General features: G+C 63.5%; 28 protein-coding genes. 18 read left to right on the top strand and 10 right to left on the bottom strand.

The window, feature by feature from the left end:
• The first annotated feature begins 14 nt into the window (after positions 1 to 14).
• From G4D79_RS31885 to G4D79_RS31865, 5 genes are all read left to right on the top strand, one after another.
• Entirely contained in the window at positions 15 to 266 is a 252-nt protein-coding gene (locus G4D79_RS31885; RefSeq protein ID WP_003944652.1) for a YgaP-like transmembrane domain, read from the top strand.
• 44 nt (positions 267 to 310) lie between these two features.
• Complete coding sequence (locus G4D79_RS31880) at positions 311 to 727, top strand: DUF302 domain-containing protein (protein ID WP_011133463.1); 417 nt, start codon at positions 311 to 313, stop codon at positions 725 to 727.
• Entirely contained in the window at positions 727 to 1500 is a 774-nt protein-coding gene (locus G4D79_RS31875) for a sulfite exporter TauE/SafE family protein (protein WP_003944622.1), read from the top strand. The genes G4D79_RS31880 and G4D79_RS31875 overlap by 1 nt, the downstream gene beginning before the upstream one ends.
• Before the next feature lie 78 nt (positions 1501 to 1578).
• The gene (locus tag G4D79_RS31870; protein ID WP_003944639.1) at positions 1579 to 1848 is read left to right on the top strand and encodes a metal-sensitive transcriptional regulator; all 270 of its coding nucleotides are present in this window, start codon (positions 1579 to 1581) and stop codon (positions 1846 to 1848) included.
• A gap of 53 nt (positions 1849 to 1901) precedes the next feature.
• A complete protein-coding gene (locus G4D79_RS31865) occupies positions 1902 to 3269 on the top strand; it encodes a rhodanese-like domain-containing protein (RefSeq protein WP_003944677.1) in 1368 nt (455 codons plus the stop codon).
• 362 nt (positions 3270 to 3631) lie between these two features.
• On the opposite strand, the gene G4D79_RS31860 is transcribed toward G4D79_RS31865, so the two are convergent.
• Genes G4D79_RS31860 through G4D79_RS31845 form a run of 4 tightly spaced genes read right to left on the bottom strand, consistent with a single transcriptional unit; the run spans position 3632 to position 7130 of the window.
• Positions 3632 to 4234, bottom strand: coding sequence for a cadmium resistance transporter (locus tag G4D79_RS31860; protein ID WP_003944587.1), 603 nt, complete (start codon positions 4232 to 4234; stop codon positions 3632 to 3634).
• 49 nt (positions 4235 to 4283) lie between these two features.
• Complete coding sequence (gene lspA, locus G4D79_RS31855; protein ID WP_011133466.1) at positions 4284 to 4808, bottom strand: signal peptidase II; 525 nt, start codon at positions 4806 to 4808, stop codon at positions 4284 to 4286.
• Complete coding sequence (locus G4D79_RS31850) at positions 4805 to 6757, bottom strand: cation-translocating P-type ATPase (RefSeq protein WP_003944623.1); 1953 nt, start codon at positions 6755 to 6757, stop codon at positions 4805 to 4807. The genes lspA and G4D79_RS31850 overlap by 4 nt, the downstream gene beginning before the upstream one ends.
• A complete protein-coding gene (locus G4D79_RS31845; RefSeq protein WP_003944657.1) occupies positions 6750 to 7130 on the bottom strand; it encodes a helix-turn-helix transcriptional regulator in 381 nt (126 codons plus the stop codon). Before G4D79_RS31845 ends, G4D79_RS31850 begins: the two co-directional genes overlap by 8 nt.
• Before the next feature lie 339 nt (positions 7131 to 7469).
• Between G4D79_RS31845 and G4D79_RS31840 the strand changes: the two genes are divergently transcribed.
• The gene (locus G4D79_RS31840; protein ID WP_011331632.1) at positions 7470 to 7892 is read left to right on the top strand and encodes a heavy metal-responsive transcriptional regulator; all 423 of its coding nucleotides are present in this window, start codon (positions 7470 to 7472) and stop codon (positions 7890 to 7892) included.
• 360 nt (positions 7893 to 8252) lie between these two features.
• On the opposite strand, the gene G4D79_RS31835 is transcribed toward G4D79_RS31840, so the two are convergent.
• The 6 genes from G4D79_RS31835 to pstS form a co-directional block, all read right to left on the bottom strand.
• Entirely contained in the window at positions 8253 to 9317 is a 1065-nt protein-coding gene (locus tag G4D79_RS31835; RefSeq protein ID WP_011331631.1) for a helicase associated domain-containing protein, read from the bottom strand.
• A 52-nt stretch (positions 9318 to 9369) separates the two neighbouring features.
• Entirely contained in the window at positions 9370 to 10119 is a 750-nt protein-coding gene (locus tag G4D79_RS31830) for a response regulator transcription factor (RefSeq protein ID WP_054186436.1), read from the bottom strand.
• 91 nt (positions 10120 to 10210) lie between these two features.
• Positions 10211 to 10987: a phosphate ABC transporter ATP-binding protein PstB gene (gene pstB, locus G4D79_RS31825; RefSeq protein WP_003944636.1), complete on the bottom strand. Its 777-nt coding sequence runs from the start codon at positions 10985 to 10987 to the stop codon at positions 10211 to 10213.
• A gap of 21 nt (positions 10988 to 11008) precedes the next feature.
• A complete protein-coding gene (pstA, locus tag G4D79_RS31820) occupies positions 11009 to 11911 on the bottom strand; it encodes a phosphate ABC transporter permease PstA (RefSeq protein ID WP_003944617.1) in 903 nt (300 codons plus the stop codon).
• Positions 11908 to 12888, bottom strand: a complete 981-nt coding sequence (pstC, locus tag G4D79_RS31815) for a phosphate ABC transporter permease subunit PstC (protein ID WP_058228365.1) — start codon at positions 12886 to 12888, stop codon at positions 11908 to 11910. Before pstC ends, pstA begins: the two co-directional genes overlap by 4 nt.
• Before the next feature lie 98 nt (positions 12889 to 12986).
• Positions 12987 to 14114, bottom strand: a complete 1128-nt coding sequence (gene pstS / locus G4D79_RS31810; protein WP_054827611.1) for a phosphate ABC transporter substrate-binding protein PstS — start codon at positions 14112 to 14114, stop codon at positions 12987 to 12989.
• A 231-nt stretch (positions 14115 to 14345) separates the two neighbouring features.
• Between pstS and G4D79_RS31805 the strand changes: the two genes are divergently transcribed.
• From G4D79_RS31805 to G4D79_RS31750, 12 genes are all read left to right on the top strand, one after another.
• Entirely contained in the window at positions 14346 to 15038 is a 693-nt protein-coding gene (locus tag G4D79_RS31805; RefSeq protein ID WP_058228364.1) for a helix-turn-helix domain-containing protein, read from the top strand.
• Positions 15035 to 15706 carry an arsenate reductase ArsC gene (locus tag G4D79_RS31800; RefSeq protein ID WP_011331629.1) on the top strand — a complete coding sequence of 224 codons (672 nt, stop codon included), beginning with the start codon at positions 15035 to 15037 and terminating at the stop codon, positions 15704 to 15706. The genes G4D79_RS31805 and G4D79_RS31800 overlap by 4 nt, the downstream gene beginning before the upstream one ends.
• A gap of 36 nt (positions 15707 to 15742) precedes the next feature.
• The gene (locus G4D79_RS31795) at positions 15743 to 16069 is read left to right on the top strand and encodes a DUF3349 domain-containing protein (RefSeq protein ID WP_054186447.1); all 327 of its coding nucleotides are present in this window, start codon (positions 15743 to 15745) and stop codon (positions 16067 to 16069) included.
• Positions 16070 to 16093: 24 nt separating this feature from the next.
• A complete protein-coding gene (locus tag G4D79_RS31790) occupies positions 16094 to 16477 on the top strand; it encodes a helix-turn-helix transcriptional regulator (RefSeq protein WP_037131620.1) in 384 nt (127 codons plus the stop codon).
• Complete coding sequence (arsB, locus tag G4D79_RS31785) at positions 16474 to 17562, top strand: ACR3 family arsenite efflux transporter (protein WP_003944591.1); 1089 nt, start codon at positions 16474 to 16476, stop codon at positions 17560 to 17562. Before G4D79_RS31790 ends, arsB begins: the two co-directional genes overlap by 4 nt.
• Complete coding sequence (locus G4D79_RS31780) at positions 17559 to 17975, top strand: arsenate reductase ArsC (RefSeq protein WP_003944644.1); 417 nt, start codon at positions 17559 to 17561, stop codon at positions 17973 to 17975. Before arsB ends, G4D79_RS31780 begins: the two co-directional genes overlap by 4 nt.
• 41 nt (positions 17976 to 18016) lie before the next feature.
• A complete protein-coding gene (gene trxB, locus G4D79_RS31775) occupies positions 18017 to 19003 on the top strand; it encodes a thioredoxin-disulfide reductase (protein WP_003944628.1) in 987 nt (328 codons plus the stop codon).
• Between the two features lie 27 nt (positions 19004 to 19030).
• Positions 19031 to 19438: a low molecular weight phosphatase family protein gene (locus G4D79_RS31770; RefSeq protein WP_003944607.1), complete on the top strand. Its 408-nt coding sequence runs from the start codon at positions 19031 to 19033 to the stop codon at positions 19436 to 19438.
• Between the two features lie 53 nt (positions 19439 to 19491).
• Positions 19492 to 20574 carry an ArsO family NAD(P)H-dependent flavin-containing monooxygenase gene (locus tag G4D79_RS31765; protein ID WP_003944597.1) on the top strand — a complete coding sequence of 361 codons (1083 nt, stop codon included), beginning with the start codon at positions 19492 to 19494 and terminating at the stop codon, positions 20572 to 20574.
• Between the two features lie 31 nt (positions 20575 to 20605).
• Positions 20606 to 21013, top strand: coding sequence for an arsenite efflux transporter metallochaperone ArsD (arsD, locus tag G4D79_RS31760; protein ID WP_003944649.1), 408 nt, complete (start codon positions 20606 to 20608; stop codon positions 21011 to 21013).
• Between the two features lie 16 nt (positions 21014 to 21029).
• The gene (gene arsA, locus G4D79_RS31755) at positions 21030 to 22787 is read left to right on the top strand and encodes an arsenical pump-driving ATPase (protein ID WP_003944661.1); all 1758 of its coding nucleotides are present in this window, start codon (positions 21030 to 21032) and stop codon (positions 22785 to 22787) included.
• A gap of 340 nt (positions 22788 to 23127) precedes the next feature.
• On the top strand, positions 23128 to 23937 hold the full coding sequence (locus tag G4D79_RS31750; RefSeq protein WP_128638076.1) for a hypothetical protein: 810 nt from the start codon (positions 23128 to 23130) through the stop codon (positions 23935 to 23937).
• Positions 23938 to 24355 lie beyond the last annotated feature (418 nt).

Below are 24355 nucleotides of genomic sequence, written 5' to 3'. Positions count from 1 at the left end.
CTCACGGAGGAATCATGACCGATCCGAACATCACGCATTCGAGCACGTCTGCCGGGTGGCCGATCGAACGTATCGTCCCCGCACTGGCCGCCGGCGTCACCGCGACGGGCCTGACCCTCGGCGAACTCCACGCACCACGGTGGAGGCTGCTCAGCGCCTTCGCCGCCGCGAACCTCGCCCTCTACGCCGCGGTCGGCTGGTGCCCGGCAAGTGCGCTTCTCACCAGAGCGGGCGTACCAAGTCTTCGCCACCCCCGAAGCGGATAGGCACACAATTGCCGCAGTTCGACGAACGGAAGGAATTCTCCACCATGACCATCGCACTCTCGACCACCTTGACCGACACCGACTTCGAGACGGCGGTCACCGCCACCAAAGCAGCACTGTCCGAGCAAGGCTTCGGTGTGCTGACCGAAATTGACATGCAGGCCACCCTGAAAGCCAAACTTGGCACAGACATGGAGAAGTATCTGATCCTAGGCGCGTGCAATCCCACGCTTGCACACCGCGCCGTAGGAATCGTGCGTGAGATCGGCCTGCTACTGCCCTGCAACGTCGTCGTCCGTGCCGACACCACCGCCGGATCGGTCATCGTCGAGGCGATGAACCCGGACCTCATGGTCCAAGTGACGGGCGAACCAGCACTGTCAGATGTCGCGGCCGAGGCCACCACCAAACTCCAAGCCGCCCTGGACACGCTCGGCAGTCGGGATGCAGTGCGCAGTTGATGACGTTGACCCTGGCGCTGGCGCTCGGCCTCACCGTCGGAATCCTGCTCGGTCTCCTCGGAGGCGGTGGATCGATCCTCGCTGTCCCGATCCTCGTGTACGCTCTCGGGTTCCCCCTGCCGGAGGCGATACCGACTTCGCTGTTGGTGATCGGTGTCGCCTCCGCGGTCGGGGTCATCTCCAAGGTGCGGGCGCGGCTCATCGAATGGCGACTCGCGGCAATCTTCGCCGCCACCGGAGTCCTCGGCACCCTGGCCGGCACTGCCCTTGGCAAGCATCTACCTGAAACTGCCGTGATGATCGGCTTTGCGATCGTCATGATCCTCGCGGGGGCACGCATGCTGCGCAGCCCCGACAATCCCGGAACCGCCTGCAGGACGAGCAATTCCGGGATCAACTGGCGCCGATGCGCACCTCGGTCCATACCGACCGGATTCGGCGTCGGTGTCCTTACCGGACTGTTCGGCGTCGGCGGGGGCTTCTTGATCATCCCCGCATTGGTTCTGCTGCTGGGAATCGAGATGAGTGTCGCCGTCGGAACCTCTTTGGTGGTCATCGTCGCCAACTCCGCCGCCGGACTCATCGCTCAGGCCGACGGCCTAGGTGGAAACTGGCCCTTGACGGCAGCGTTCGCAGGTTCAGCCATTGCGGGTTCGTTGGTGGCCGGACGATTCGGTACACGCATCGCCACGGACTCACTTCGGCAGTGGTTCGCCTACCTGGTGTTTGTCGTGGCAGGTTACGTCCTCATCGACACTCTCGTTCTCGGATGATCTACCGTGCACCCCGTTGGATGCCCCCGGGGGTAATCTGGCAATTTCTGGCATCATCATGCATCTGAAGGAGACCCCATGATCGGCGACGAAGACAGCATCGCATTGGTCCTCAACCGCCTCCGCCGCGCACACGGCCAACTCTCGGGAGTGATCGGCATGATCGAGAACGGACGCGATTGCAAAGACGTTGTCACCCAGCTCGCCGCTGTTTCCAGGGCCCTCGACAAAGCTGGCTTCAAGATCGTCGCTACCGGTCTCCGAGAGTGCATGACAGGCGAAGCGGCAGACAACAAAGAACCCATGACCGAAGCAGAACTGGAAAAGCTCTTCCTGGCGCTGGCCTGAACGCCCGCTTCACATCAGGAACGAGGCCGACCGACAACATGTAGGAGCTCCCCATGAGCACGACCGACCCGGACATCGCCATCATTGAAACTTCCAGCCTCGGCGACCGCAGCTATCTGATCAGCCACGACGGTATCGCCGTGGTGATCGATCCACAACGCGACATCGACCGCGTCCGGGCGCTGGCAGCAGAAAAGAACGCTGTCATCACCCACGTGCTGGAAACTCACATCCACAACGACTACGTCACTGGCGGCCTGGAACTTGCGCGCGCCACGGGTGCCGAATACGTCGTCCCGGACGGCGATCCGGTCGAATACGAGCGCCGAGCAGTCGTCGACGGCGATGTCGTCGACGCGGGATCGACGACGTTCGAGGTCATGCACACCCCAGGGCATACTCATCACCACGTCAGTTACGTTCTGCACCGGCGCGGCGAGCCGATCGCAATCTTCACCGGCGGCTCCATGCTCTACGGGTCCACCGGGCGCACTGACCTGCTCGGCTCCGAGCACACTGATGAACTGACCCACGCGCAGTACCATTCGGTCCGCCGTATCGCGGCCGAACTGGCCGCTGAGGTGGAGGTCTACCCCACACATGGGTTCGGTAGCTTCTGTGCCGCAACTCCGACCAGCGGGGACTCATCCACCATCGGTGAACAGCAGCAGTCCAACCCCGCACTGACTCAGGACGAACACACCTATGTCGACGAGCTGATCGCGGGCCTGTCTGCATATCCCGCGTACTACGCCCATATGGGCGTCATCAACACCAAAGGGCCGGCCCCGATCGACCTGTCCATGCCCGAGCCCGTCGATCCAGACGAACTACGTCGCCGCATCGACGCCGGGCAATGGGTCGTTGACCTACGAGCACGCACCGCTTTCGCCGCCGGCCACGTCGATGGCTCTCTCGGGTTCGAACTGTCGACCAGCTTCGTCACCTATCTCGGATGGCTTTATCAGTGGGGCGTGCCGTTGACGCTGATCGGTGAAACAACCGACCAGATCGCCGAGGCGACCCGCGAGCTGGCTCGGATCGGCATCGACAGTCCCTCCGGATCCGCCGTCGGTGAGATTCACTCGCTCGTCGGCGACGGAAAGGTCCGCTCCTACGATGTATCCGACTTCGCCGGACTCGCGGCGGCCACCGGCGAACGTGAGATAAGCGTCCTCGATGCGCGTCAACAGTCCGAGTACGCGGACAGCCACCTTCCTGGTGCCGTGAACATCCCCCTCCACGAGCTACCACACCGACTCGAGGAAGTTTCCGCGGCCGAAGTGTGGGTGCACTGCGCATCCGGTTACCGCGCATCGATCGCCGCTTCACTTCTCGACCGCGAACACCGCACAGTGGTCCTCATCGACGATGACTACGAGCATGCCGTGCAGCTCGGCCTCCACACATCGCCCGCCTGACGAATGCGCCGCCGCTGCGCAAGCCGCACGATGCGAGTGGTTCACGGGGCTGATCTCCCCGATTTCAGCAAACGGCCATCGGATAATTCCGACAGAGGGCAGGAAGCCCAACCCCTGCCCGTGCCGACGTCCGAGAAGGCGGCCACCGCTGGTCCAACGATCATTCGGGCGCCGTCCGAGTTTGTCGTTCTGCCAATTCGCACTGGATCTTCCGCTCGCCTTTGCTTCGGTGGCCGGACCGTTGTGACGCGCCATGCACGGTTCCGGCCGGGATGCGGTGCGCGGAGTCGCAGACATCCGCGTGCCCCGGCGACCGCGAGGAGCCGGGACGGATCAAGGTGCCACCGTGCCAGCAGTGTCGGTCATGCCGCGGCGGCGATCAGGCGGCCGATCACACCGGATTCGAGCAGGATGATGACGCCCAGCCCGATGAAGACTGTGGGCACGAGCCAGTGCTCGACGCGCTCGAGGGTGTCGATGACCTTCTTGTGGGTGCCGAGCATTCTGCCGGCGGCGCACCAGAGTCCGACACAGATCAGGAACACGGCGATGGTAACGATGGTCTGGGGCGCACCGAGAGTGCGGAAGACCGGGGTGTAGACGGCGATGTTGTCGGCGCCGTTGGCGATGGTGATGGCGGCGACGCTGATCGTCCCGGCCGCGACCACTACGGGTTCACCGTCTCCGTCGCTGCGTAAGCCCTGGATCAGTCCCCAGATTCCTAGCGACAGGGGAAGTAATCCGAGTAGTCCAACCCAGTCCTCGGGCACGATCACCAACCCGAGGGCGGCGACCACACTGATCGCGACGAGGGTGATCAGGCCGAGGTACTGGCCGGCAACGATCTGCCATGCCCGCGGCCGTCCTTGACTGGCGGAGGCGACGAACAGGACGGTCAGTACGACGATGTCGTCGATGTTGGTGCCGGCGAACATCGCTACCGCCGCGGCGATGGTGCCGATCATCCTCGCATCCGGCGGCTGCCGCGGCGCGGCCTGATCTCGGGTATTGCTGTCATTTCGAACTCTCCTGTGCGGGCGGGGGATCGGCCGGGTCGTGGGTGGACTCAAAGATCAGTGATGCGACGAGCAGCACGACGCCGCAGGTGATGTAGGTGTCGGCGAGGTTGAAGGTGGGCCACCAGCCGGTGTGGAAATAGTCGGTGACCTTTCCGTCGACGGCACGATCGATCACGTTGGCGGCAGCTCCGGCGAGGATCGCCGACCAACCCACCGTCCCCACCAGTGAAGCGGTGGGGACGGTGCGCCAGGCGTAAATTCCGACGCCGAGAGTGATGGCGGCGGTGACCGCGAGGATGATCCAGGCCGGAAGCTGTTGGCCGATGCTGAACGCGACACCGCTGTTGTACGCCAACTTCAGTTGCAGCAATCCCATATCGACGGTGCGTGCACCGGAAAGGGTACGGCGCGCAACGGGTTCGGCCGACAGTGCGATCGCGATGAGAGCGAGACCGACGACCACGAGAATCACCCGCCGCGTGCTACCTGTGCGGATTGATCGAGCCGCTAATTCGCTCACGTGCGGGCCTCGACCTTCCCCGCCGGTGCGGGTACCGATCCGGTGGGGAAGGCTTGCGCGCGGCCGGCCCGGACACCGTTGGCGATGACCACGATCTCAGCGACCTCGTGCACCAGGACCACGGCGGCCAGGCCGAGGACCCCGAACAAGGCCAACGGCATCAGGACGGTGATGATCGCCAGCGACAGTCCGACGTTCTGCAGCATGATGGTCCGGGAGCGGCGCGCGTGCGCCAACGCCTGCGGCAGGTGCCGCAGGTCTTCGCCCATCAGAGCAACATCGGCGGTCTCGATGGCCACGTCGGATCCCATCGCGCCCATGGCAATGCCCAAGTCGGCGGTGGCCAGGGCGGGGGCGTCGTTGACACCGTCCCCGACCATTGCCGTCGGGCGGCGCGCACGCAAGGTTTCCACGATCCGTGCCTTGTCCTCCGGGCGCAGGTCGGCGTGCACGTCGTCGATGCCGACGTCGGCGGCCAGCGCTTGGGCGGTGCGTTCGTTGTCGCCGGTGAGCATCGCGACGGTGTACCCGCCGCGTCGTAGCCCGGCAACCACCTCACGTGCTTCCGGTCGGAGCTCGTCACGGACGGCGACCGCCCCGATGACCGTTCCGGCGCGCTCGATCAGCACCGCAGTGGCGCCGGCATGCTGCATCCGCTCGATATCCCCTGCCAGCGGACCCGGGTCGATCCAGCCCGGTCGACCGAGGCGCACAGGTATGCCGTCGATGTAGCCGGTCAAGCCCGCCCCTGTGACCGCGTCCACGTCGTCGGCAGGCACATAGTCCTCGACGGCGGCGAGAATCGCGCGAGCGAGAGGGTGCTCGCTACGCGCTTCCAACGCTGCGGCCACCGCGAGAACGTCCCCGCGGTCGGCGCCGTTCGCGGTCGCGACGTCGATCACGGCGGGTTGGTTGCGGGTAAGGGTGCCGGTCTTGTCCAACGCGACGGTGCGGATCCGGCCGAGCGCTTCGAGGGCAGCGCCGCCCTTGACCAGGACGCCGAGCTTGGATGCTGCGCCGATTGCGGCGACAACGGTGACGGGGATCGCGATGGCCAGCGCGCACGGCGACGCGGCGACCAGTACCACCAGGGCTCGTTCGATCCACACCAGCGGATCACCGAGCATGCTACCGACCGCGGCGATAGCCGCGGCGACGATCATCACGCCCGGAACCAGCGGCTTGGCGATCTTGTCGGCGAGGCGTTGCGCCTCGCCCTTGCGGGACTGCTCGGCCTCGACGATCCGCACGATCTTGGCCAGCGAATTGTCCTGCGCATCTGCGGTGACCTCGACTTCGAGGACGCCGGTGCCGTTGATCGACCCGGCGAACACCTCGTCGCCGGGACCGGCTTCGACGGGCATCGACTCTCCGGTGATCGCGGAGGTATCCAGGGCGGTGCGCCCGCTGCGAATGATGCCGTCGGTGGCGATCCGTTCCCCGGGCTTGACGATCATGACCTCACCGAGCTCGAGCTCCGAGGGCGGGACGGTTTCCTCCCGGCCGCCGCGGAGCACTGTCGCGGTGTCCGGGACCAGGGACAGCAGGGCGCGCAGGCCACGGCGAGTGCGGGTGACGGCATACTCTTCGAGTCCCTCGCTGATCGCGAACAAGAATGCGAGCATGGCTGCTTCGCCGACCTCGCCGAGCAGTACCGCGCCGACGGCCGCGATCGTCATCAGGGTGCCGACGCCGATCTTGCCCTTGGCCAGGCGTGTGAGAGTGGACGGGACGAAGGTGTAGCCGGCAATGATCAGCGCGCCCGCTTCGAAGCCGATCCCGAGAGCATCAGGCCCGCCGGCCAGCCGGACTGTCAGGGCCGCGATCAGCAGCACGCCCGCTGCTGCGGCCGCCCGGATCTCGGTAACCTGCCACCACTTTTCGATCTCGTGTTCTTCCTCGCCCTCGGCGCGGGGTTCGTCGTGGCCGCAGCCGCACGCGTCACTCACGGCTATCTCCGGTGTCGGTGCCGTAATTCGGGCACAGGGCAACCGCGTTCCCTGTCGCGGCAAGCAGCGTCTCCGCCGAGGCGAGTAGGTCCATCAACTCCGGTCGGGCCAGCGAGTAGAACACCTGCCGACCTTCTGGTCTGCCGTCGACCAGACCGCAATCACGTAGGCATGCGACATGTGCGGACACCGTCGACTGGGCGAGGCCGAGTTCACCGATCAAATCCGCAACCCGCGCTTCTCCTTCGGCGAGACGGCGCACGATCGACAACCGGGTGCCATCCGAGAGACTGTGGAACAGTGCCACTGCCGCATCCAGACTGGACCCGCTGCCGGTTGCAGCGAGGCATCCCGACTCGTTATTCATCGTCATAAAACGATGATAGCAATGTAGGGCGATTCGAGGAAGGGTGATGCACCGGACTTGGAAGTGAATGCGGTACGCCAGCCGAACGGTGGCCGGCCGACGTACCTCACCAGGAACGGCGAAGTGACATCGGTAGATTCCGAGTTGCTCGCCACGGCATCACATGGGGGGACAGCAAGGACCCATCGCTCGACACAGCCAGTCGCACAACATCTCCAGTGGGTTCATTTCACACCTCCTTCTGAGCGTTCGCCGTCAGCGCGACGACGAGCGGTCCGAGTCACCTGCGGTTCCCGAACGTCATCCATAATGGACATTCCAGTGCGATGGAAGGTCAAGGATCTCGTGAAAATTGGTGAACTGGCCGCTCGGAGTGGCGTTGCCCCGAAGACGCTGCGTTTCTACGAGGACAGTGGGGTGATTCCCGTCCCGGTCCGAAAGTCCAACGGCTACCGGGATTTCGGTCCGGAATCTCTTTCGCGTTTGCGGTTCGTCCGCAGCGCCCAGTCTGCAGGTCTCACCTTGCGAGAGATCCGCCAGATCCTCACCACCCATGACCGCGGGGCGGCTCCTTGTGAGCAGGTCGTGGAGATGCTCTCGGAGCATCTCTCCCAGGTTCGTGGCAAGATCCGCGAACTTGCCACCCTCGAAACAAACCTTGTTGCGCTGCTGGGTCGAGCGGAAAGTGGGATTCCGCCGGAAACCGACGATGTCGGTGTGTGCTGGATCCTGGAATCTGAGCCTCAGGACGGTGTTGCTGAATCGTGAAATCGATTGCGGGTGCACCCCCCTGTTTCAGCAGGTTCGGCGCTCAGCAATGTGATGAGGTGAGCGAAGCGGTTGTAGCGGTGTTGCCGGTGTGTTGATCAGTCCGGTGCAGAAGTAGTGGTGTCGGGATCTGTCGGGAACATCGATTCGGCGGATTCTCCGGGTGCGGGAATTGACAGGCGCCGCCACTCGGGGGCCGAGGTCACCATTGAGCGTTTCCGGAACTTTCGTTCCCAGGGAGCCATGTGCACTTCGCCTTGCCTTGGAAAGCAGGAATCCTCTGCGAAACCTGCATCGCTGTGATCCAAGGTTGCTGGCGAGCATGAGTGGGGTTGTCTTGCGACGGTTCACTTGCCGGGTTTACTCGTGCTGTTTGTCGTCGATCCAGCGCCAACCTGGAAGTTGTTCGAGTCGTGCGGAGCGGGCGTCGGACAGAATTCCTCGGTGGTGGTGTTTTCGTTGGGTGCTGACCCATTCGCCGAGGGGATAAGTTCCGGTGACCGCGCTCTTGGATGGTCGAGCATGACCGGAGTTCGCGACGAACTGAGTCAATACGGAAAACCCTCTCTCCCATTGTGTTTGGAAAGGATCCCAGTCCCAGCCGGGCAGCGCTTCGAGGGCGGCGATTTTCTCGATCGCCAGGGTGCCGGTTTTGTAGTCGCGGCGCCGGTGGTGGACCCACTGTCCGAGGGAGAACCCGTCGAGGATCTCTGATTGTCGGGGGGAGGCTGTTCCGTGGATGGCGGTGTAGGCCTTAAGGGCCGAGATCCCCTGTATCCACGCGTCGCTCTCGCGGCCCCATCGCCACCCTGGGAGCTTGTTCAGTTCGGCGATACGATCCGGGGGCAGGGTGCCGGCGCGATGCTCTTCTCGGCAGCGGAACACCCATTTGCCCACGTCGAAGCTGTTGGCGCGCGCTGAGCGAGGGACATCGGCACCATCGTGCTCTCGGAGGTACATCTCGAGTGCAGAGCGCCCGGTTTCCCAACGAACGGTGTCGTTGTCCCACATCCAGGCGGGTAGGGCTTCGAGCATGAGAATCTGGGTGTCGGTGAGCTCGCCATTCTGGTGGGCTGTGCGCTGGGCGTTCGCCCATGCGACCAGATCGATACCATCGATCACGAGAGTCGACGACAGGTCCGTGTCGGGGCGCGCGGCGAGCTCGTCCGATAATGCGGACAGTGCTGCTCGCCAACTTTTGCGTCGCGGTTTCCCCCAGGTCCAGCCGGGTAGGTTTTCGAGGAGGTCGGCTTCACCGGCGGAGAGTGTGCCGTCCCAGTATGCGATCCGTCGACGTGCCACCCACCCGCCGAGGTCGATTCCGAACGCATGGACTCGACCTGCGGGGCCGGCATGACCTTTGAGTTCGACGAACTTCGTCAGCGCTCGGAATCCTGATTCCCAGTCGTCTGTGGGTGCGCCCATCACACGACCTGGGAGTTCTTCCGGGTTCTGCTACCGCAGAGAGCTGATGGGTTCATGCACATAAGGAAGGAGCGAGGCGGTAGCCGGCGCCGCGGATGGTGCGAATGAACTGTCCGTGCTGCGCATCCGAGCCGAGTTTTTCACGTAGCCGCTTCACGTGCACCGCGACGGTGTTCGTTTCGGCGCTGTGACCCCATACTGCGAGGCTGATCTCGCTTTGGCTGGCGACGTGGCCGCGGCGTTTGATCAGGTAGACGAGCAGTTCGAGTTCCCGCTGAGTCAACTGTACTTCGCGGTTTCCGACGCGGGTCTCGTAGCCACTGGGGTTGACCCGGATCGGTCCGGCGGTGACGACACTGTCTTCGGCGGGTGAGAGTGTGGTGATGCCGGCGAACGGAGCAATGGTGGTGATGTCGTACGGGCGGGCAACGACCGCCGAGGCGCCCGCGGCGAGGACTTCGCGCACGATGCGCTCGTCGCCCGACTTGGCTGCACCGACCAGGATCGGAACATCGGACCGGCTTCGAATCGTGGCCACCACTCGTGCGGCGTCGACGTTGTCGGTGTGAGCAGCCAAGATCAGGACGGTCGGCACCTCTGCACCCACCGCCAGTAGAGTCTCGGCACCGTCACGGCACCAGTCGGTGCGAATCCCCATGTGGTCGGCGGCCGCCATGAACTGCGCAGCGGTGGCTGGGTCCGGCTCCGCCAGAAGCAGACGCGTATGCGAATCGGCCAAGGAGTAGCCGTAATGCGCTCCCGCAGCGACCTCCCGGTCCGGCTGACGCAATTCGATAGTCAACTGTCGACCCCCTATTTCAGAACGTACCCATTGTCTCACCTGAAGTAGCCGGTGAGGAGGAGGTCGACTGCCCGCACAGCCACAGTGTCGCTCAGCCGAAGCGACCGGAGATGTAGTCCTCGGTGGCTTTTTGTGTCGGGTTCGAGAAGATCTTCTCGGTGTCGTCGATCTCGACGAGTCGACCGGGCTTGCCGGTTGCCTCGAGGTTGAAGAAAGCCGTCTGGTCACTCACACGCGCAGCCTGCTGCATGTTGTGCGTGACGATGACGATGGTGAAGTCCTTCTTCAGCTCGGTCATCAGGTCCTCGATCGCGAGAGTCGAGATCGGGTCGAGCGCGGAGCACGGCTCGTCCATGAGCAGGACGTCGGGCGAGACGGCGATGGCACGCGCGATGCACAGACGCTGCTGCTGACCGCCTGAGAGGCCACCACCGGGCTTGTCGAGGCGATCCTTGACCTCGTTCCACAGGTTGGCGCCGCGCAGCGAACGCTCGGCCACCTCGTCGAGCTTCTTCCTGTTGCGTTCACCGCTCAGTTTCAGGCCGGCGACGACGTTGTCCTTGATGGACATGGTCGGGAAGGGGTTGGGTCGCTGGAAGACCATGCCGATGGTCTTGCGAACGCCTACCGAATCGACGCTGGAATCGTAGATGTCCTCGCCGTCGAGCAGGACCGAACCCTCGACGCGCGCACCGGGAATTACTTCGTGCATGCGGTTGAGAGTGCGCAGGACCGTCGACTTTCCGCAGCCGGACGGACCGATGAACGCGGTCACGCTCCGGGGCGGGACGGACAGGCCCACATCGGCGACAGCGTGAAACTTGCCGTAGTAGATGTTGAGATCTTTGATGTCGAGGCGCTTGGCCATGTCTGGTGTTCCTGTCCGTTTCTAGCGCTTGTTGGTGAGGAAGCGGGTCGCGAGCGCCGCAAGAAGGTTGAGGAGTGCCATGACGATGATCAGCGTCAGGGCTGCGCCCCACACTCGGAGCTGGCCTGCAGGCTGCGGGTTGATCAGCTCGGTGTAGATCAGCAGCGGGAGCGAGGCCATGTTGCCTTCGAAGACGTCGAAATTGATCGAGCGGGAGTAGCCGACGAGCACGAGGACCGGAGCTGTTTCACCCATGACTCGGGCGATGGAGAGCAAGACTCCGCTGATGATGCCCGGCATCGCGGTCGGGATGACGATGCGCATGATCGTCTTCCACTTCGGGACGCCCAGTGCGTAGGAGGCTTCCCGAAGCTCGTCCGGGACGAGCTTGAGCATTTCCTCGGTGTTGCGTACGACGACCGGCAGCATCAGCAGCACCAGCGCCAGCGAGACGGCAAAAGCGCTCTGTTCGAATCCGAGGGTGGCGATCCACAGGCTGAAAACGAACAACGCCGCAACGATCGAGGGCACACCTGCGAGAACGTCGACCATGAAGGTCACTGTGCGAGCGAAGGCTCCGCGCCCGTATTCGACCAGGTAGATCGCGGCCATGATGCCGAGCGGGACGGAGATGAGCGCTGCGATCGCTGCTTGGATCAAGGTGCCGTACAGCGCGTGGTAGATGCCGCCGGCGAACTGTTCCGGAAGCACACCCTGCAGAGAATTCGTCCACCAACCGGAGGAGGTGATGGCGCGCCATCCCTTTTCGATGACGGTGAACAGCACCCACACCAGAGGAATCAGCGCGATACCGAAGGCAGCGTAGAACAGTACGGTGGCGATACCGTTCTTGGCTTTGCGGCTGGTGCTGATGCTTTGGAACGTCGGCGCCTTGGCCGGCGCATCGAGGAGATCGGCGCTCATCCGTTGACCTTGCCTTTCGCGACCATGCGAGCGAGTGCGTTGACGACGAAGGTCAATGCGAAGAGGACGAAACCAGCGGCGATGTACGCGCCGGTCGGAAGGGGAGCACTGAACTCTGCCGCTGCAGAGGCGATCTTCGAGGCGAAGGTGTAACCGCCGTCGAAGAGCGACCAGGTCGAGGCATTGGCAGCCGAACGCAAGATGATCAGCACGGCCACGGTTTCACCGAGAGCGCGACCCAGACCGAGCATCGACGCGGCGATGATGCCGCTGCGCCCGAAAGGCAGCACGGTCATACGCACGACTTCCCATTTGGTGGCGCCGAGGGCCTGTGCCGCTTCGATCTGCGAGCGCGGTGTCTGGCGGAATACCTCACGGGTGACGGAGGTGATGATCGGCAAGATCATCACCGCGAGAACAATTCCTGCGGTGAAGATGGTTCCGCCTCCGGTCAAGGAGACGTTGCCTTCGCTGAAGAGGAAGAACCAGCCGAGGTTGTCGTTGAGGAACTCCGCGACCGGGCTGAGCTTGGGGGCGAGGATGAAAATTCCCCAGAGACCGAACACGATCGAGGGCACTGCGGCGAGGAGATCGACGATCGAGCCGAAAGCGTGGGAGAGACGCGCTGGCGCGTACTGCGTCAAGAACACAGCGATACCCAGTGCGATCGGCACCGCAATCGCCAGAGCGAACACCGAACTGAGCACGGTGACCGTCAGGAGGTCACGGATACCGAAACGCAGATTCGATGCATCGCTGGTGACGAATTCGGTGCTGGTGAAGAAGTTCGCGTTGTTCGCTTGCAGCGACGGGATGGCGCGAATGAGCAGGAAGATGGCGATCAGGCCGATGGAGACGACGATCGTGGCACCGGCACCGGTGGCCAGCCACCGGAAGACCTTGTCACCGAACTGGTGTTTTCCGGTCGAAAGAGACGAGGGAATGGTCGGGGAAGTCTTGCCGCTGTGATCAGGCATGCCGGGTATCTTTCCGCCCGCCCCCGGAGCCGCCGCAGTGGGCGTCTCCGGGGAGCGGGTTACGTCGTCGGGGTGCAGAGCCATCGCTGATCAGGCAATCAGGAGATCGCGTTGACTGCGGTGGTCAGCTTCTGCTGGAACGCGCTCGGGAGCGGGATGTACCCGTTTTCCTCGAGACCGTTCTGGCCGGCGCCGATCGTGGACTGCAGGAACGCGCGGACAGCGGTGCCGACCTCGGCGTCGGGGTACTTCGAGCACACGATCTCGTAGGTAGCCAGCACGATCGGGTACGCGCCGGTCTCGGCGGGCTTGTAGAAGGTGGACGTGTCGAGCACGAGGTCGTTGCCCTCACCCTTGATGGTGGCGCCGGCGATGGTCTTGCCGACGGTCTCGGTGGTGATCTCGACCGGTTCGGGACCGGCGGAGGTCACGATCTTGGCGGTCTGCAGGTTCTGAGCCTTGGCGAAGGACCACTCGTTGTAGGTGATCGCGCCTTCGGTGCTCTTGATGGCGGCGGAGGTGCCCTCGTTGCCCTTGGCGCCCTCACCGACGCCACCGACGAACGACTTGCCCGCGCCTTTGCCCCAGGCGCCGTCCGAGGCTGCGTCGAGGTACTTCTGGAAGTTGTCGGTGGTGCCCGACTCGTCGTTGCGGTAGATCACGTTGATCTTCTCCGACGGCAGCGAAGCGCCCTCGTTGAGAGCCTTGATCGCCGGATCGTCCCAGGTGGTGATCGCACCGTTGAAGATCTTGGCAGAGGTGGGGCCGTCGAGGACGAGGTCGTCGACACCCTTGACGTTGTAGGTCACCGCGAGCGGGCCGAAGACGACGGGAAGGTTCCAGGCGTCGCTGGTGCAGCGTTCTTTCGCGCGGTCGTACTCGCCCTTGTCCTTGCTGAGCGGAGAATCGGAACCACCGATGTCGGTCTGGTTTCCGATGAACTCACTCACACCGGCGCCGGAGCCGTTGGAGGTGTAGTTGAGGGTCTGTCCGCTGCACGCCTGCTCGAACGCATTCACGAAACGCGTCATGGCGTTGGCCTGGGCGGTGGAACCACTGCCCTTGAGTGCCGACTTGCCGCCGCACTCGACATTCGAGGTCGAGCCCGCGCCAGTAGCTCCGGTCGAACCCGTCGCGCCGGTGTTGTTGTCGCTGCCGCACGCTGAAAGCAGGAGGGTGCTGGCCGCCAGCACACTGAGGGCGGCGCCAGATCGCTTGAGCTTCACGTAGTTCCTTCGAAGTATCGGGGTTGCTCGCGCGGCGCGCGGCCACCGAGATCGAGTGACACTGAGCAGCGCTGATTGCCGCTCGGGTGATGAACCTAGAGGCCGGGGATGAACGGATATCGCTGCGAAAATGAACGGAACATGAATCCATGGGCGAAAGTTGAATGAACAGCCCGGCTACCGGCAGGTATTGCTTGACAATCTCAAATTAACTCAGTGATTATTGACTCAATGAGTATTGAGCAAAAGTTCTCGCTCGAACAACGCGCCGCTCTCTATGGCGCCCTGGCCGATCCGGCACGGTTGTCGATCGTGGACATGCTCGTCCTCGGCGACGCATCGCCGTCGGAACTGCAACGCCGACTCTCCATCTCCTCGAATCTGCTCGCCCACCACCTCGGGGTCCTCGAACGCGCTGGTCTCGTGCACCGATCGAGATCCGAAGGCGACAAGCGCCGTACCTACCTACGACTCGAGCCCACCGCGCTGGAGGTGCTCGTTCCTACCTCGTCGCCCTTGGCTGTGACGCGGATCGTGTTCGTGTGCACCCACAATTCCGCGCGCTCGCAACTGGCCGCGGCGTTGTGGAACAAGCAATCCCACATCCCGGCAGCATCGGCCGGCACCCACCCCGCTCCCCGAGTTCACAGTGGAGCCCTCGCCGCCGCCCGCCGCCACGACCTACCTCTCGACGCCACGCGCCCGGCCGATGTCGCCGATGTCCTCGCGCCCGGGGACATGGTCATCGCCGTGTGCGACAACGCCCACGAAGAAATGCGCGAAAACCCGAACTCTCTTCACTGGTCGATTCCGGACCCTGCCCGCACCGGTAGTGCCGCAGCGTTCGACCGAGCCTTCGACGACATCGACCACCGAGTCGCTCGACTCGCCCCCCATTGCCTCCCGAACGGAGAACTCTCATGACCGACAACCTCAGCACCACAACACATCACCGCGACGACCTGACCATCGATCAACGGTTAGCCCTCAAAAGCGCCGCCGCACACCTGGCCACGGAATTCACCGACGTCTTCAACACCGAAACCATCGAGCGTTTCCTGCATTCTTCCTACGACCAGTTCGCCGGCCGCGCCTCCGTCGTCAACTACCTCCCTCTCCTGGCCGAACGCTTCGCCCGGCAGCGACTACGCGCCCTGGCCAAGGTCGAAGGACTCTCCAACGACGGCAAACCCACCGTGTTGTTCTTGTGCACGCACAACGCCGGACGCTCCCAGATGGCCATGGGATTCTTCGAAAAACTCGCCGGGGAACGTGCCGTCGCATGGTCCGGCGGATCCGAACCCGGCACCAGCGTCAACGAAGCTGCCATCGAAGCAATGGCCGAACGTGGCATCGACATCAGCGGTGAATACCCCAAGCCATGGACTGACGAAGTGGTCCGCGCAGCGGACGTCGTCATCACGATGGGCTGCGGAGATGCATGCCCGATCTTCCCCGGACGCCGCTACGAAGAATGGGTCCTTCCCGACCCCGCAGGTCTCGGGGTCGACGCGATCCGCCCGATCCGTGACGAGATCGAACGGCGAGTACTCACATTGCTCGACGAGATCGACATCGCCGCCCAGCACTGATGCTCGTCGATGAATTCCTTGCGAAGAAGGTCTCTCATGTTCATTCCGGCAGTGGTCACCGCTTTTGTGCACTGGCTTCGCAGCGGCTACCCGCAGGACGCACCGAGATACGGTCACAGCCCGCTACTGGCTCTGATGGATCAACGGCTCTCACCTGCGCAGATCAGTGAGATCGTGATCGCGCTCGACTGGGAGCCGGCCACCGAGGCCATCGACATCCAAGTGGCCATCACGGCTGTCGCACGGCGGATGCCCTCACCCGCCGATCTGAGTGCCGTATGCGCGGCCATCGAGAAATCCGCGTCCAGGGAAGGGGCCTTCCCGTGCTGCAGAACCAGAGGCGTGCCCCATGTTGCGAACTGATTTGATCGATGTCAATATTGATGTATGTCGAATCAAGATGTGGCGGAGACCGGCGCCTGTTGTTCGCCACTCAACCGTGAACCGTTGACCGAAGACTGGGCTGGTGATCTGGCCCGGATGTTCAAAGCGCTCGGCGATCCCGTCCGGCTGCGACTGCTGAGCCTGGTGGCCAGCCACGAGGGCGGTGAAGCCTGCGTCTGCGACATCTCCGACACCTTCGACTTGTCCCAGCCGACGATTTCGCATCACCTCAAGGTGTTGCGCCAGGCCGGACTCCTCGACTGCGAACGTCGCGGGACCTGGGTGTACTACTGGGTGATACCCGCAGCCCTGCAACAACTTTCCGCCGTTCTGCTCGTGGAAGCATCATCCACTGCCGCCGACGTCCCACAGGAGACCGCCGTATGAGCGCCCCGTCCAGTACCGAACACCCCGAAGTCGTCGGAAAACTCTCCACCCTCGACCGCTATCTGGCGGTCTGGATCGGCGTGGCCATGGTCGTCGGCCTGCTGGTTGGACGCTGGATCCCCGGCGTGAACACTGCCCTGGACAAGGTGCAGATCGACGGCATCTCGTTACCGATCGCCCTCGGCCTGCTGATCATGATGTACCCGGTGTTGGCGAAAGTTCGCTACGACCGCCTCGACACTGTCACCGGGGACAAGAAACTCCTCGCCGGCTCCCTGTTCCTGAACTGGGTTCTCGGCCCGGCGCTGATGTTCGCCCTCGCCTGGCTGTTTCTGCCTGACCTGCCGGAATACCGAACCGGTTTGATCATCGTCGGCATCGCTCGCTGCATCGCGATGGTGATCATCTGGAACGACCTGGCCTGCGGAGACCGCGAAGCCGCCGCGGTGCTGGTCGCCATCAACTCGGTGTTCCAGGTGATCATGTTCGCCGTGCTCGGTTGGTTCTACCTCTCGGTCCTGCCCGGGTGGCTCGGCCTCGAACAGACCACCATCGACACCTCGCCCTGGCAGATCGCGAAATCGGTCCTGATCTTCCTCGGTATCCCGCTGCTGGCAGGTTTTCTGTCCCGCTTCTTCGGTGAACGCGCCAAAGACCGCGACTGGTACGACAACAAGTTCATCCCCAAGATCAGCCCCTGGGCGCTCTACGGTCTGCTGTTCACCATCGTCGTGCTCTTCTCGATGCAGGGCGAACAGATCACCTCCCAGCCCTGGGACGTCGTCCGGATCGCGCTGCCCTTGCTCGCGTACTTCGCGCTCATGTGGGGCGGAGGCTACGTCCTCGGCGCCGCAATCGGATTGGGCTATGAACGCACGACGACCCTGGCGTTCACCGCCGCGGGCAACAACTTCGAACTCGCGATCGCCGTAGCCATCGCCACCTACGGCGCCACCTCGGGGCAAGCTCTTGCCGGCGTAGTCGGCCCGCTGATCGAGGTACCGGTGCTCGTCGGGCTGGTCTATGTCTCCCTTGCTCTACGCAAACGCTTCACACCCACTGACGGAAAGGTTTCAGCCCCATGACCGACAAGCCCAGCGTCCTGTTCGTCTGTGTCCACAACGCCGGCCGATCGCAGATGGCCGCGGGATTCCTGAGCCACCTCGCCGGCGATGCCATCGAGGTCCGCTCCGCCGGATCTGCCCCCGCGGAGACCATCAACTCCGCCGCGGTCGAGGCGATGGCCGAGCTCGGAATCGACATCTCTGCCCAGACCCCGAAGATCCTCACCACCGACGCCGTGCAGGATTCGGATGTCGTGATCACGATGGGATGCGGCGACACCTGCCCGATCTTCCCCGGCAAGAGCTACCGCGACTGGGTCCTCGACGATCCCGCCGGCCAAGGCATCGACGCGGTTCGCCCGATCCGCGACGAGATCAAAACCCGCGTCCAAGCCTTGATCAGCGAACTCACCGCCCCGTCGGTATCGCGCTGACCGCTCGTACTGCCCGTATTCGATCCCGTGAAAGAGACACTATGACCATCCCGTCCGCGGTCCATGACGTCATCATTGTCGGTTCCGGACCGGCCGGCTACACCGCTGGTGTCTACACCGCGCGCGCTGAGCTCGCGCCCCTGCTCTTCGAGGGAACCCAGTTCGGTGGCGCCCTCATGACCACCACCGAGGTCGAGAACTTCCCCGGATTCCGCGAAGGAATCATGGGCCCCGATCTGATGGAACAGATGCGCGAGCAGGCACTGCGCTTCGACACCGACATCCGCACCGAGGACGTCGAGGAGATCGATCTCAGCGGCCCGATCAAGACGGTCGTCGCGAACGGCGAAACCTACGCCGCGCACGCGATCATCCTCGCCATGGGCGCAGCAGCCCGCTACCTGGGCATTCCCGGTGAAGAACGCCTCCTCGGCCGCGGCGTCAGCGCCTGCGCCACCTGCGACGGCTTCTTCTTCCGTGACCAGGACATCGTCGTGGTCGGCGGCGGCGATTCCGCGATGGAAGAAGCAACCTTCCTCACCCGCTTCGCTCGCTCGGTCACCCTGGTGCACCGCCGCGAGGAGTTCCGCGCCTCACGGATCATGCTCGAGCGCGCCAAGGCCAACGAGAAGATCCGCTTCCTGACCAACGCAGAGCCCGTCGAGGTGCTCGGTGAGAACAGCGTCACCGGCCTCGTCGTGCGCGACACCGTCACCGGCGAAACTTCCACACTCGAGATCACCGGCATGTTCGTCGCCATCGGCCACGACCCGCGCAGTGAGCTCGTCAAGGACCAGGTCGATCTCGACGACGCCGGATACGTGCGCGTCGCTCCCGGTTCCACCGCGACCTCCGTCGACGGCGTCTTCGCTGCCGGTGACCTGGTCGATCACACGTACCGTCAGGCGATCACCGCTGCCGGCACCGGATGCTCCGCAGCAATCGACGCCGAACGCTGGCTGGCCGACCGCGGCGACATCACCGCCAACACGCTCGACGCAGCCGGCCACACCGTAGACGCCGTCTGACTCCCACACCCAGCGAAAGGAACTTCGATGAGCAAGCCTTCAGTGCTGTTCGTGTGCGTCAAGAACGGCGGCAAATCCCAGATGGCCGCCGGCCTCATGCGCAAAGCCGCCGGCGACCAGGTGGACGTGTACTCGGCCGGCACCAAACCCGGCGACGCGGTCAACGCCCTGTCCGCCGAAACGCTCCTCGAGGTCGGGGTGGACATCTCCGGTGAGACCCCGACGTTGATCGATCCGCAACTGGTGCGCAATGTCGACCTCGTCGTCACCCTGGGCAGCGAAGCGAAGGTCGATCCCGTCGCCGGTACCGACTTCGAGAACTGGGACACCGACGAGCCGTCCGAACGCGGCATCGACGGAATCGAACGAATGCGGCTGGTCCGCGACGACATCGCTGCCCGCGTCGACGCCCTGGCCGGGCGTCTGACCACGTAATCGACGTATCACCCCGGCTGTCAGCAGAAGATCTGGATAAGGAAAGGACACTCGTGCACTCGCAAGGGACACCGATCACGGTCGACGTTGTCGTGATCGGTGGTGGTCAAGCCGGAATGGCCGCCGGGTACTACCTGCGCCGCTCCGGCCGCGACTTCGTCATCCTCGACGCCGAAACAGCGCCCGGTGGATCCTGGCAGCACTACTGGGACTCACTGCACCTGTTCTCACCAGCCGAATACTCCTCGCTGCCCGGCTGGCCGATGCCGGGCTGGAGTCCCGGTTTCCCGCCCGCCTCACACGTCGTGGATTACCTCACCGCCTACGAGACCCGATACGACCTACCGGTCCGCCGCCCGGTCCGCGTCACGTCCGTGACCCGCTCCGGTGACGGGTATCTCGTCGAATCCGATCACGGCAGCTGGTCCGCGCGGGCCGTCGTCAACACCACCGGGACGTGGCGGCAACCATTCTGGCCGATCTACCCCGGTATCCGCGAGTTCACCGGCACCCAAATCCATACCACCAGCTACCGTTCGCCGACCCCGTTCGCCGGTAGCAAGGTCGCCGTGGTCGGCGGCGGAAACTCTGCCGCGCAGATCGTCGCCGAAGTCTCCACCGTCGCCGAGACACTCTGGCTGACGAGCCGGGAACCGCGGTTCCTGCCCGACGACGTCGACGGCCGGATCCTTTTCGACGTCGCCCGTGAACATGCCCGTGAAATCGCTTCAGGTGAAACCGATTCCGGTGGCATCGCCGGCCTCGGCGACATCGTGATGGTGCCCCCGGTCCAAGCCGCCCGCGAGCGCGGCGTGATGGTGGCGCACCCGATGTTCGACCGCCTCACCGCCACCGGATTGGGATTCGGCGATCACGTCGAACAGGTGGACGCCATTATCTGGTGCACCGGATTCCGCCCCGCACTACGGCACCTTCAGCCCCTTGGACTCCGAGACGGCGACACCGGACGCATCGAACTCGACGGAGCGCACGTCGCCGGTGAACCCGGATTGATTTTCCTCGGATACGGCGACTGGACCGGTCCCGCATCGGCCACCCTGATCGGAGTCGGCCGCACCGCCCGCGACGCCATCACCGCACTCGACGACGACCTCTTCACAGTCCCGGCCATCTGAGCAACATCCGAAACAAAACAGAGGACACATCATGAGCACCATCGAAGTATTCGAACCCGCCCTGTGCTGCAACACCGGCGTCTGCGGCGACGACGTCGACCAAGCGCTGATCACCTTCACCGCCGACCTCGACTGGGTCGCGAGCAACGGCGGCACCATCACCCGTCACAACCTCGCCAACGACCCCCTTGCCTTCGCCGGAAACGACACCGTCGCAGCATTCCTCAAAATCTCAGGCTCCGAAGGACTCCCGCTGGCGATCGTCGACGGAGTCACCGCCCTGACCGGTACTTATCCCACCCGCAACCAGCTCGCGAAATGGGCCGGCATCACCGAAGCCGGAGCCGCGGACGCGCCGGCCGGGATCGCCATGCTCGGACTCGCCGACGGCTCAGCATGCTGCTCCACCGACGACGCCGACTCCACCACCTGCTGCTGAAAGCACCCACAACGCAATGAAGTTCCTGAACGATGCACCCCGATTCCTGTTCTTCACCGGCAAAGGCGGTGTCGGAAAGACCTCCATCGCCTGCGCGAGCGCGATCACCCTCGCCCGCGCCGGGAAGAAAGTGCTGCTCGTGAGCACCGATCCCGCCTCCAACGTCGGGCAGGTCTTCGGCGTGAGCATCGGCAACACCATCACCGACATTCCCGCCGCTCCCGGATTGTCGGCGCTCGAGATCAACCCGGAACAAGCCGCCGCCGCCTATCGCGAGCGGATCATCGGCCCCGTCCGCGGACTGCTCCCCGAGAAGGAGATCGCGGCGATCGCCGAACAGCTCTCTGGGTCCTGCACCACCGAAATAGCGTCGTTCAACGAGTTCACCGGACTGCTCTCCTGCCAAGGCGACATCACCGCCGACTTCGACCATGTCCTCTTCGACACCGCTCCGACGGGGCACACCATCCGGCTGCTGCAGCTTCCCGGATCGTGGACCGAGTTCCTCGACGACGGTAGGGGCGACGCATCGTGCCTGGGGCCGCTGTCCGGGCTCGAGAAGCAGCGAGCCATCTACGCTGACGCTGTTGCCGCGCTCGCAGATCCGCAGCGGACCCGCCTCGTCCTGGTCTCGCGCGCCCAGCGTTCGACGCTCGCCGAAATTACCCGCACCCACCGCGAACTCGCCGACATCGGACTGACCCATCAGCATGTCGTGATCAACGGTGTCCTCCCGGCACCGGGCGACGACACCGATCCACTCGCGACCGCGATCTACCGGCGTGAACAAGCCGCGATAGCCGGCCTGCCCGACGAATTGGCGCAGCTGCCCACCGATCAGGTCCCGCTCAAAGCGACCAATATCGTCGGCATCGACGCACTCGAAAGCCTCTTCACCCCCGACCTCAGCCCGGTATCCGCCGCCTCAGCGGACCCGGCCCTGCAGCTACCCAGTGCTCCGCTCTCATCCCTGATCGACGAACTCGACACCGACGATCACGGCCTGATCATGTGCATGGGCAAAGGCGGAGTCGGCAAGACCACCATCGCAGCCGCCATCGCTGTCGCCCTCGCCGAACGCGGCCACCAGGTGCACCTGACCACCACCGACCCGGCCGCACATCTGACAGAAACCTTGAACGGGGAACTCGACAACCTCCAGGTCTCCCGAATCGACCCCGCCGAAGCCACCGAGCAGTACCGCACCCGGGTTCTGACCACCAAAGGCAAGAACCTCGACGAACGCGGACGCGCGAACCTCGCCGAAGACCTCCGATCACCCTGCACCGAGGAAGTGGCGGTCTTTCAGGCGTTTTCGCGGGTGATTCACGAATCGAGCCGCAAATTCGTCGTCGTCGACACCGCCCCGACCGGGCACACTTTGTTGTTGCTCGACGCCACCGGCTCCTACCACCGGGAAATCGCCCGCCAAATGGGTGAGAACACGAACTTCACCACCCCGCTCATGCGGCTCCAGGACCCGAACGCCACGAAAGTCCTACTCGTGACCCTCGCTGAAACCACACCTGTCCTCGAGGCCGCCGGTCTGCAAGCCGACCTGCAACGCGCAGGCATTCACCCTTGGGCGTGGGTGGTCAACAACTCCCTCGCGGCAGCCGAACCGACCTCGACGCTCCTGCAGCAACGCGCAGCCGGAGAGATCACCGAAATCGACAGCATCACAAACAAATACAGCCAGCGAACCGCCATCGTCCCGATGCTCGCCGAAGAACCCGTCGGCACAGATGCATTGGCGGCGTTGAGTAAGGCCTGACGGGAGTAGGAATCGACTTCTGGCTGGTCATTTTCGTTGGCTGGATATGGTGGCGACGGCTTCTCTCGCCGCGCTCCGGTATGCCGTGATCCGGGGTCGGACCACACGACTCTCGGTGATACACACTCGCCAGGAAGACAACAGCATCTCGGTTTCCCCTCTGCGGTCAATGACCGACGGTACACAAGCTCGCCGGAGTAACCGTGCGCGTCACCGATGCCGGCGGAACCAATGTTGTTGAGATCGACATGCTGGTGACCGCTGATGCTATCGCCGAAGCCCGGGATTGAAGTGACCCGAACTCCCGGGGCTTTGCTTTGCGATGTGCGACTATAAGTTCATGCTCGATCCGGGCGCAAAGGGCAGTGACGTAGTGGTGATACCGCAACGAACTTTATGGTGGGCGGTCGACGAGCTCTGCCGTGCGTTGCCGCACGAGGTGCTTCGAAAACTGAAAGTGAGATCGGGCGAGGACCTAGCCGCCATTTCAACGACTGCATTCCTAGCCTGTGCGCCGACTAGCGTTGATTGTGCTGGCGAACCAGACTTGATCTTCGATCTTTCGCATTCGAAATCGGAGCGCAGCCCCATATCGTCGATGGGTTTGGCGAATAAGAGGTTTGCGGACTTCGAAGTGAAATCGATTGGTCTTTGGTACCGAAAGTTTGACGCCACGATTGATCAATCCCTTGGGCGTGGCGAAATTCCGATGGTGACGACGTTCACCGCAGCTGTTACGACTGTAAACGAGGTCCTGGCAGGTGAAGGCCTCAATCAGATTGATCGCGCGCTCCGCCAACTAAACAAGAAAGTGAGGGTTGCGCACTCGAAGAACATATTTCTGATTGCCCATCCCTTTGACTATCCCGTCGTTGAAATGGACGTTGCTCCTATCGTGGCACACCTTCTGAACCCACTGGACGGGATTGTTGGCGTAGACACCGTCTGGGTGATGTGGCCGGATGTCTTCTTTGTGATGTGGTCATCCCACAATGCCCGGTGGGTGAATCTGTTGTTTGACTCTCGAGAACAGAGCAAGGATCACTCATCTGCTTGGGACGACCTCGAGTTGCTGCAGCAAGTCCAAGTTGAGTTTCAGCGTCGTATCGACGGTGAAACGAACTCTCCGTACATATTTCGACTTGAGTAACGGGTTGTTTGAGGTGTTGTGGGTCGGCGAGCTCAAGAGCTGACAGCCAAGCCCGGACATCGTTTGCGGTCTATCCGCTTTTTAGCGTGGCGTTTCGCAGGTTTGACTTCTTGTGTGCAGATGCCGGCCCGAAAAGATGTCGTAGAGGTCGGCATGCTGGGGACCGCTGATCGGAGGTCGAAATCGCGGTCTTGTAGCCACCTTTCCTTCGCCTGTCTGCGGTGGTGCCGGCGGCCGGTGAGGTAGTGGTTTCTCACGTCCCCGGCACAGGGTGCGCCGGGGACGTGAGAAACGATTCTAGCGCCTATTTGCGCAGGTCAACCTATATAATTGGGGAGTCTAATTCGGTAGCGGACCTGACCAGTTCGCTCGATTCTGGAGGATTCCTGTGGCTGATTTGGCTACTGCTGTGACTGTG

It is taken from the genome of Rhodococcus sp. WY5, from assembly GCF_018588185.1.
Taxonomy (GTDB): Bacteria; Actinomycetota; Actinomycetes; order Mycobacteriales; family Mycobacteriaceae; genus Rhodococcus_F; species Rhodococcus_F qingshengii.
This window is presented reverse-complemented; position numbering and strand designations above follow the sequence as displayed.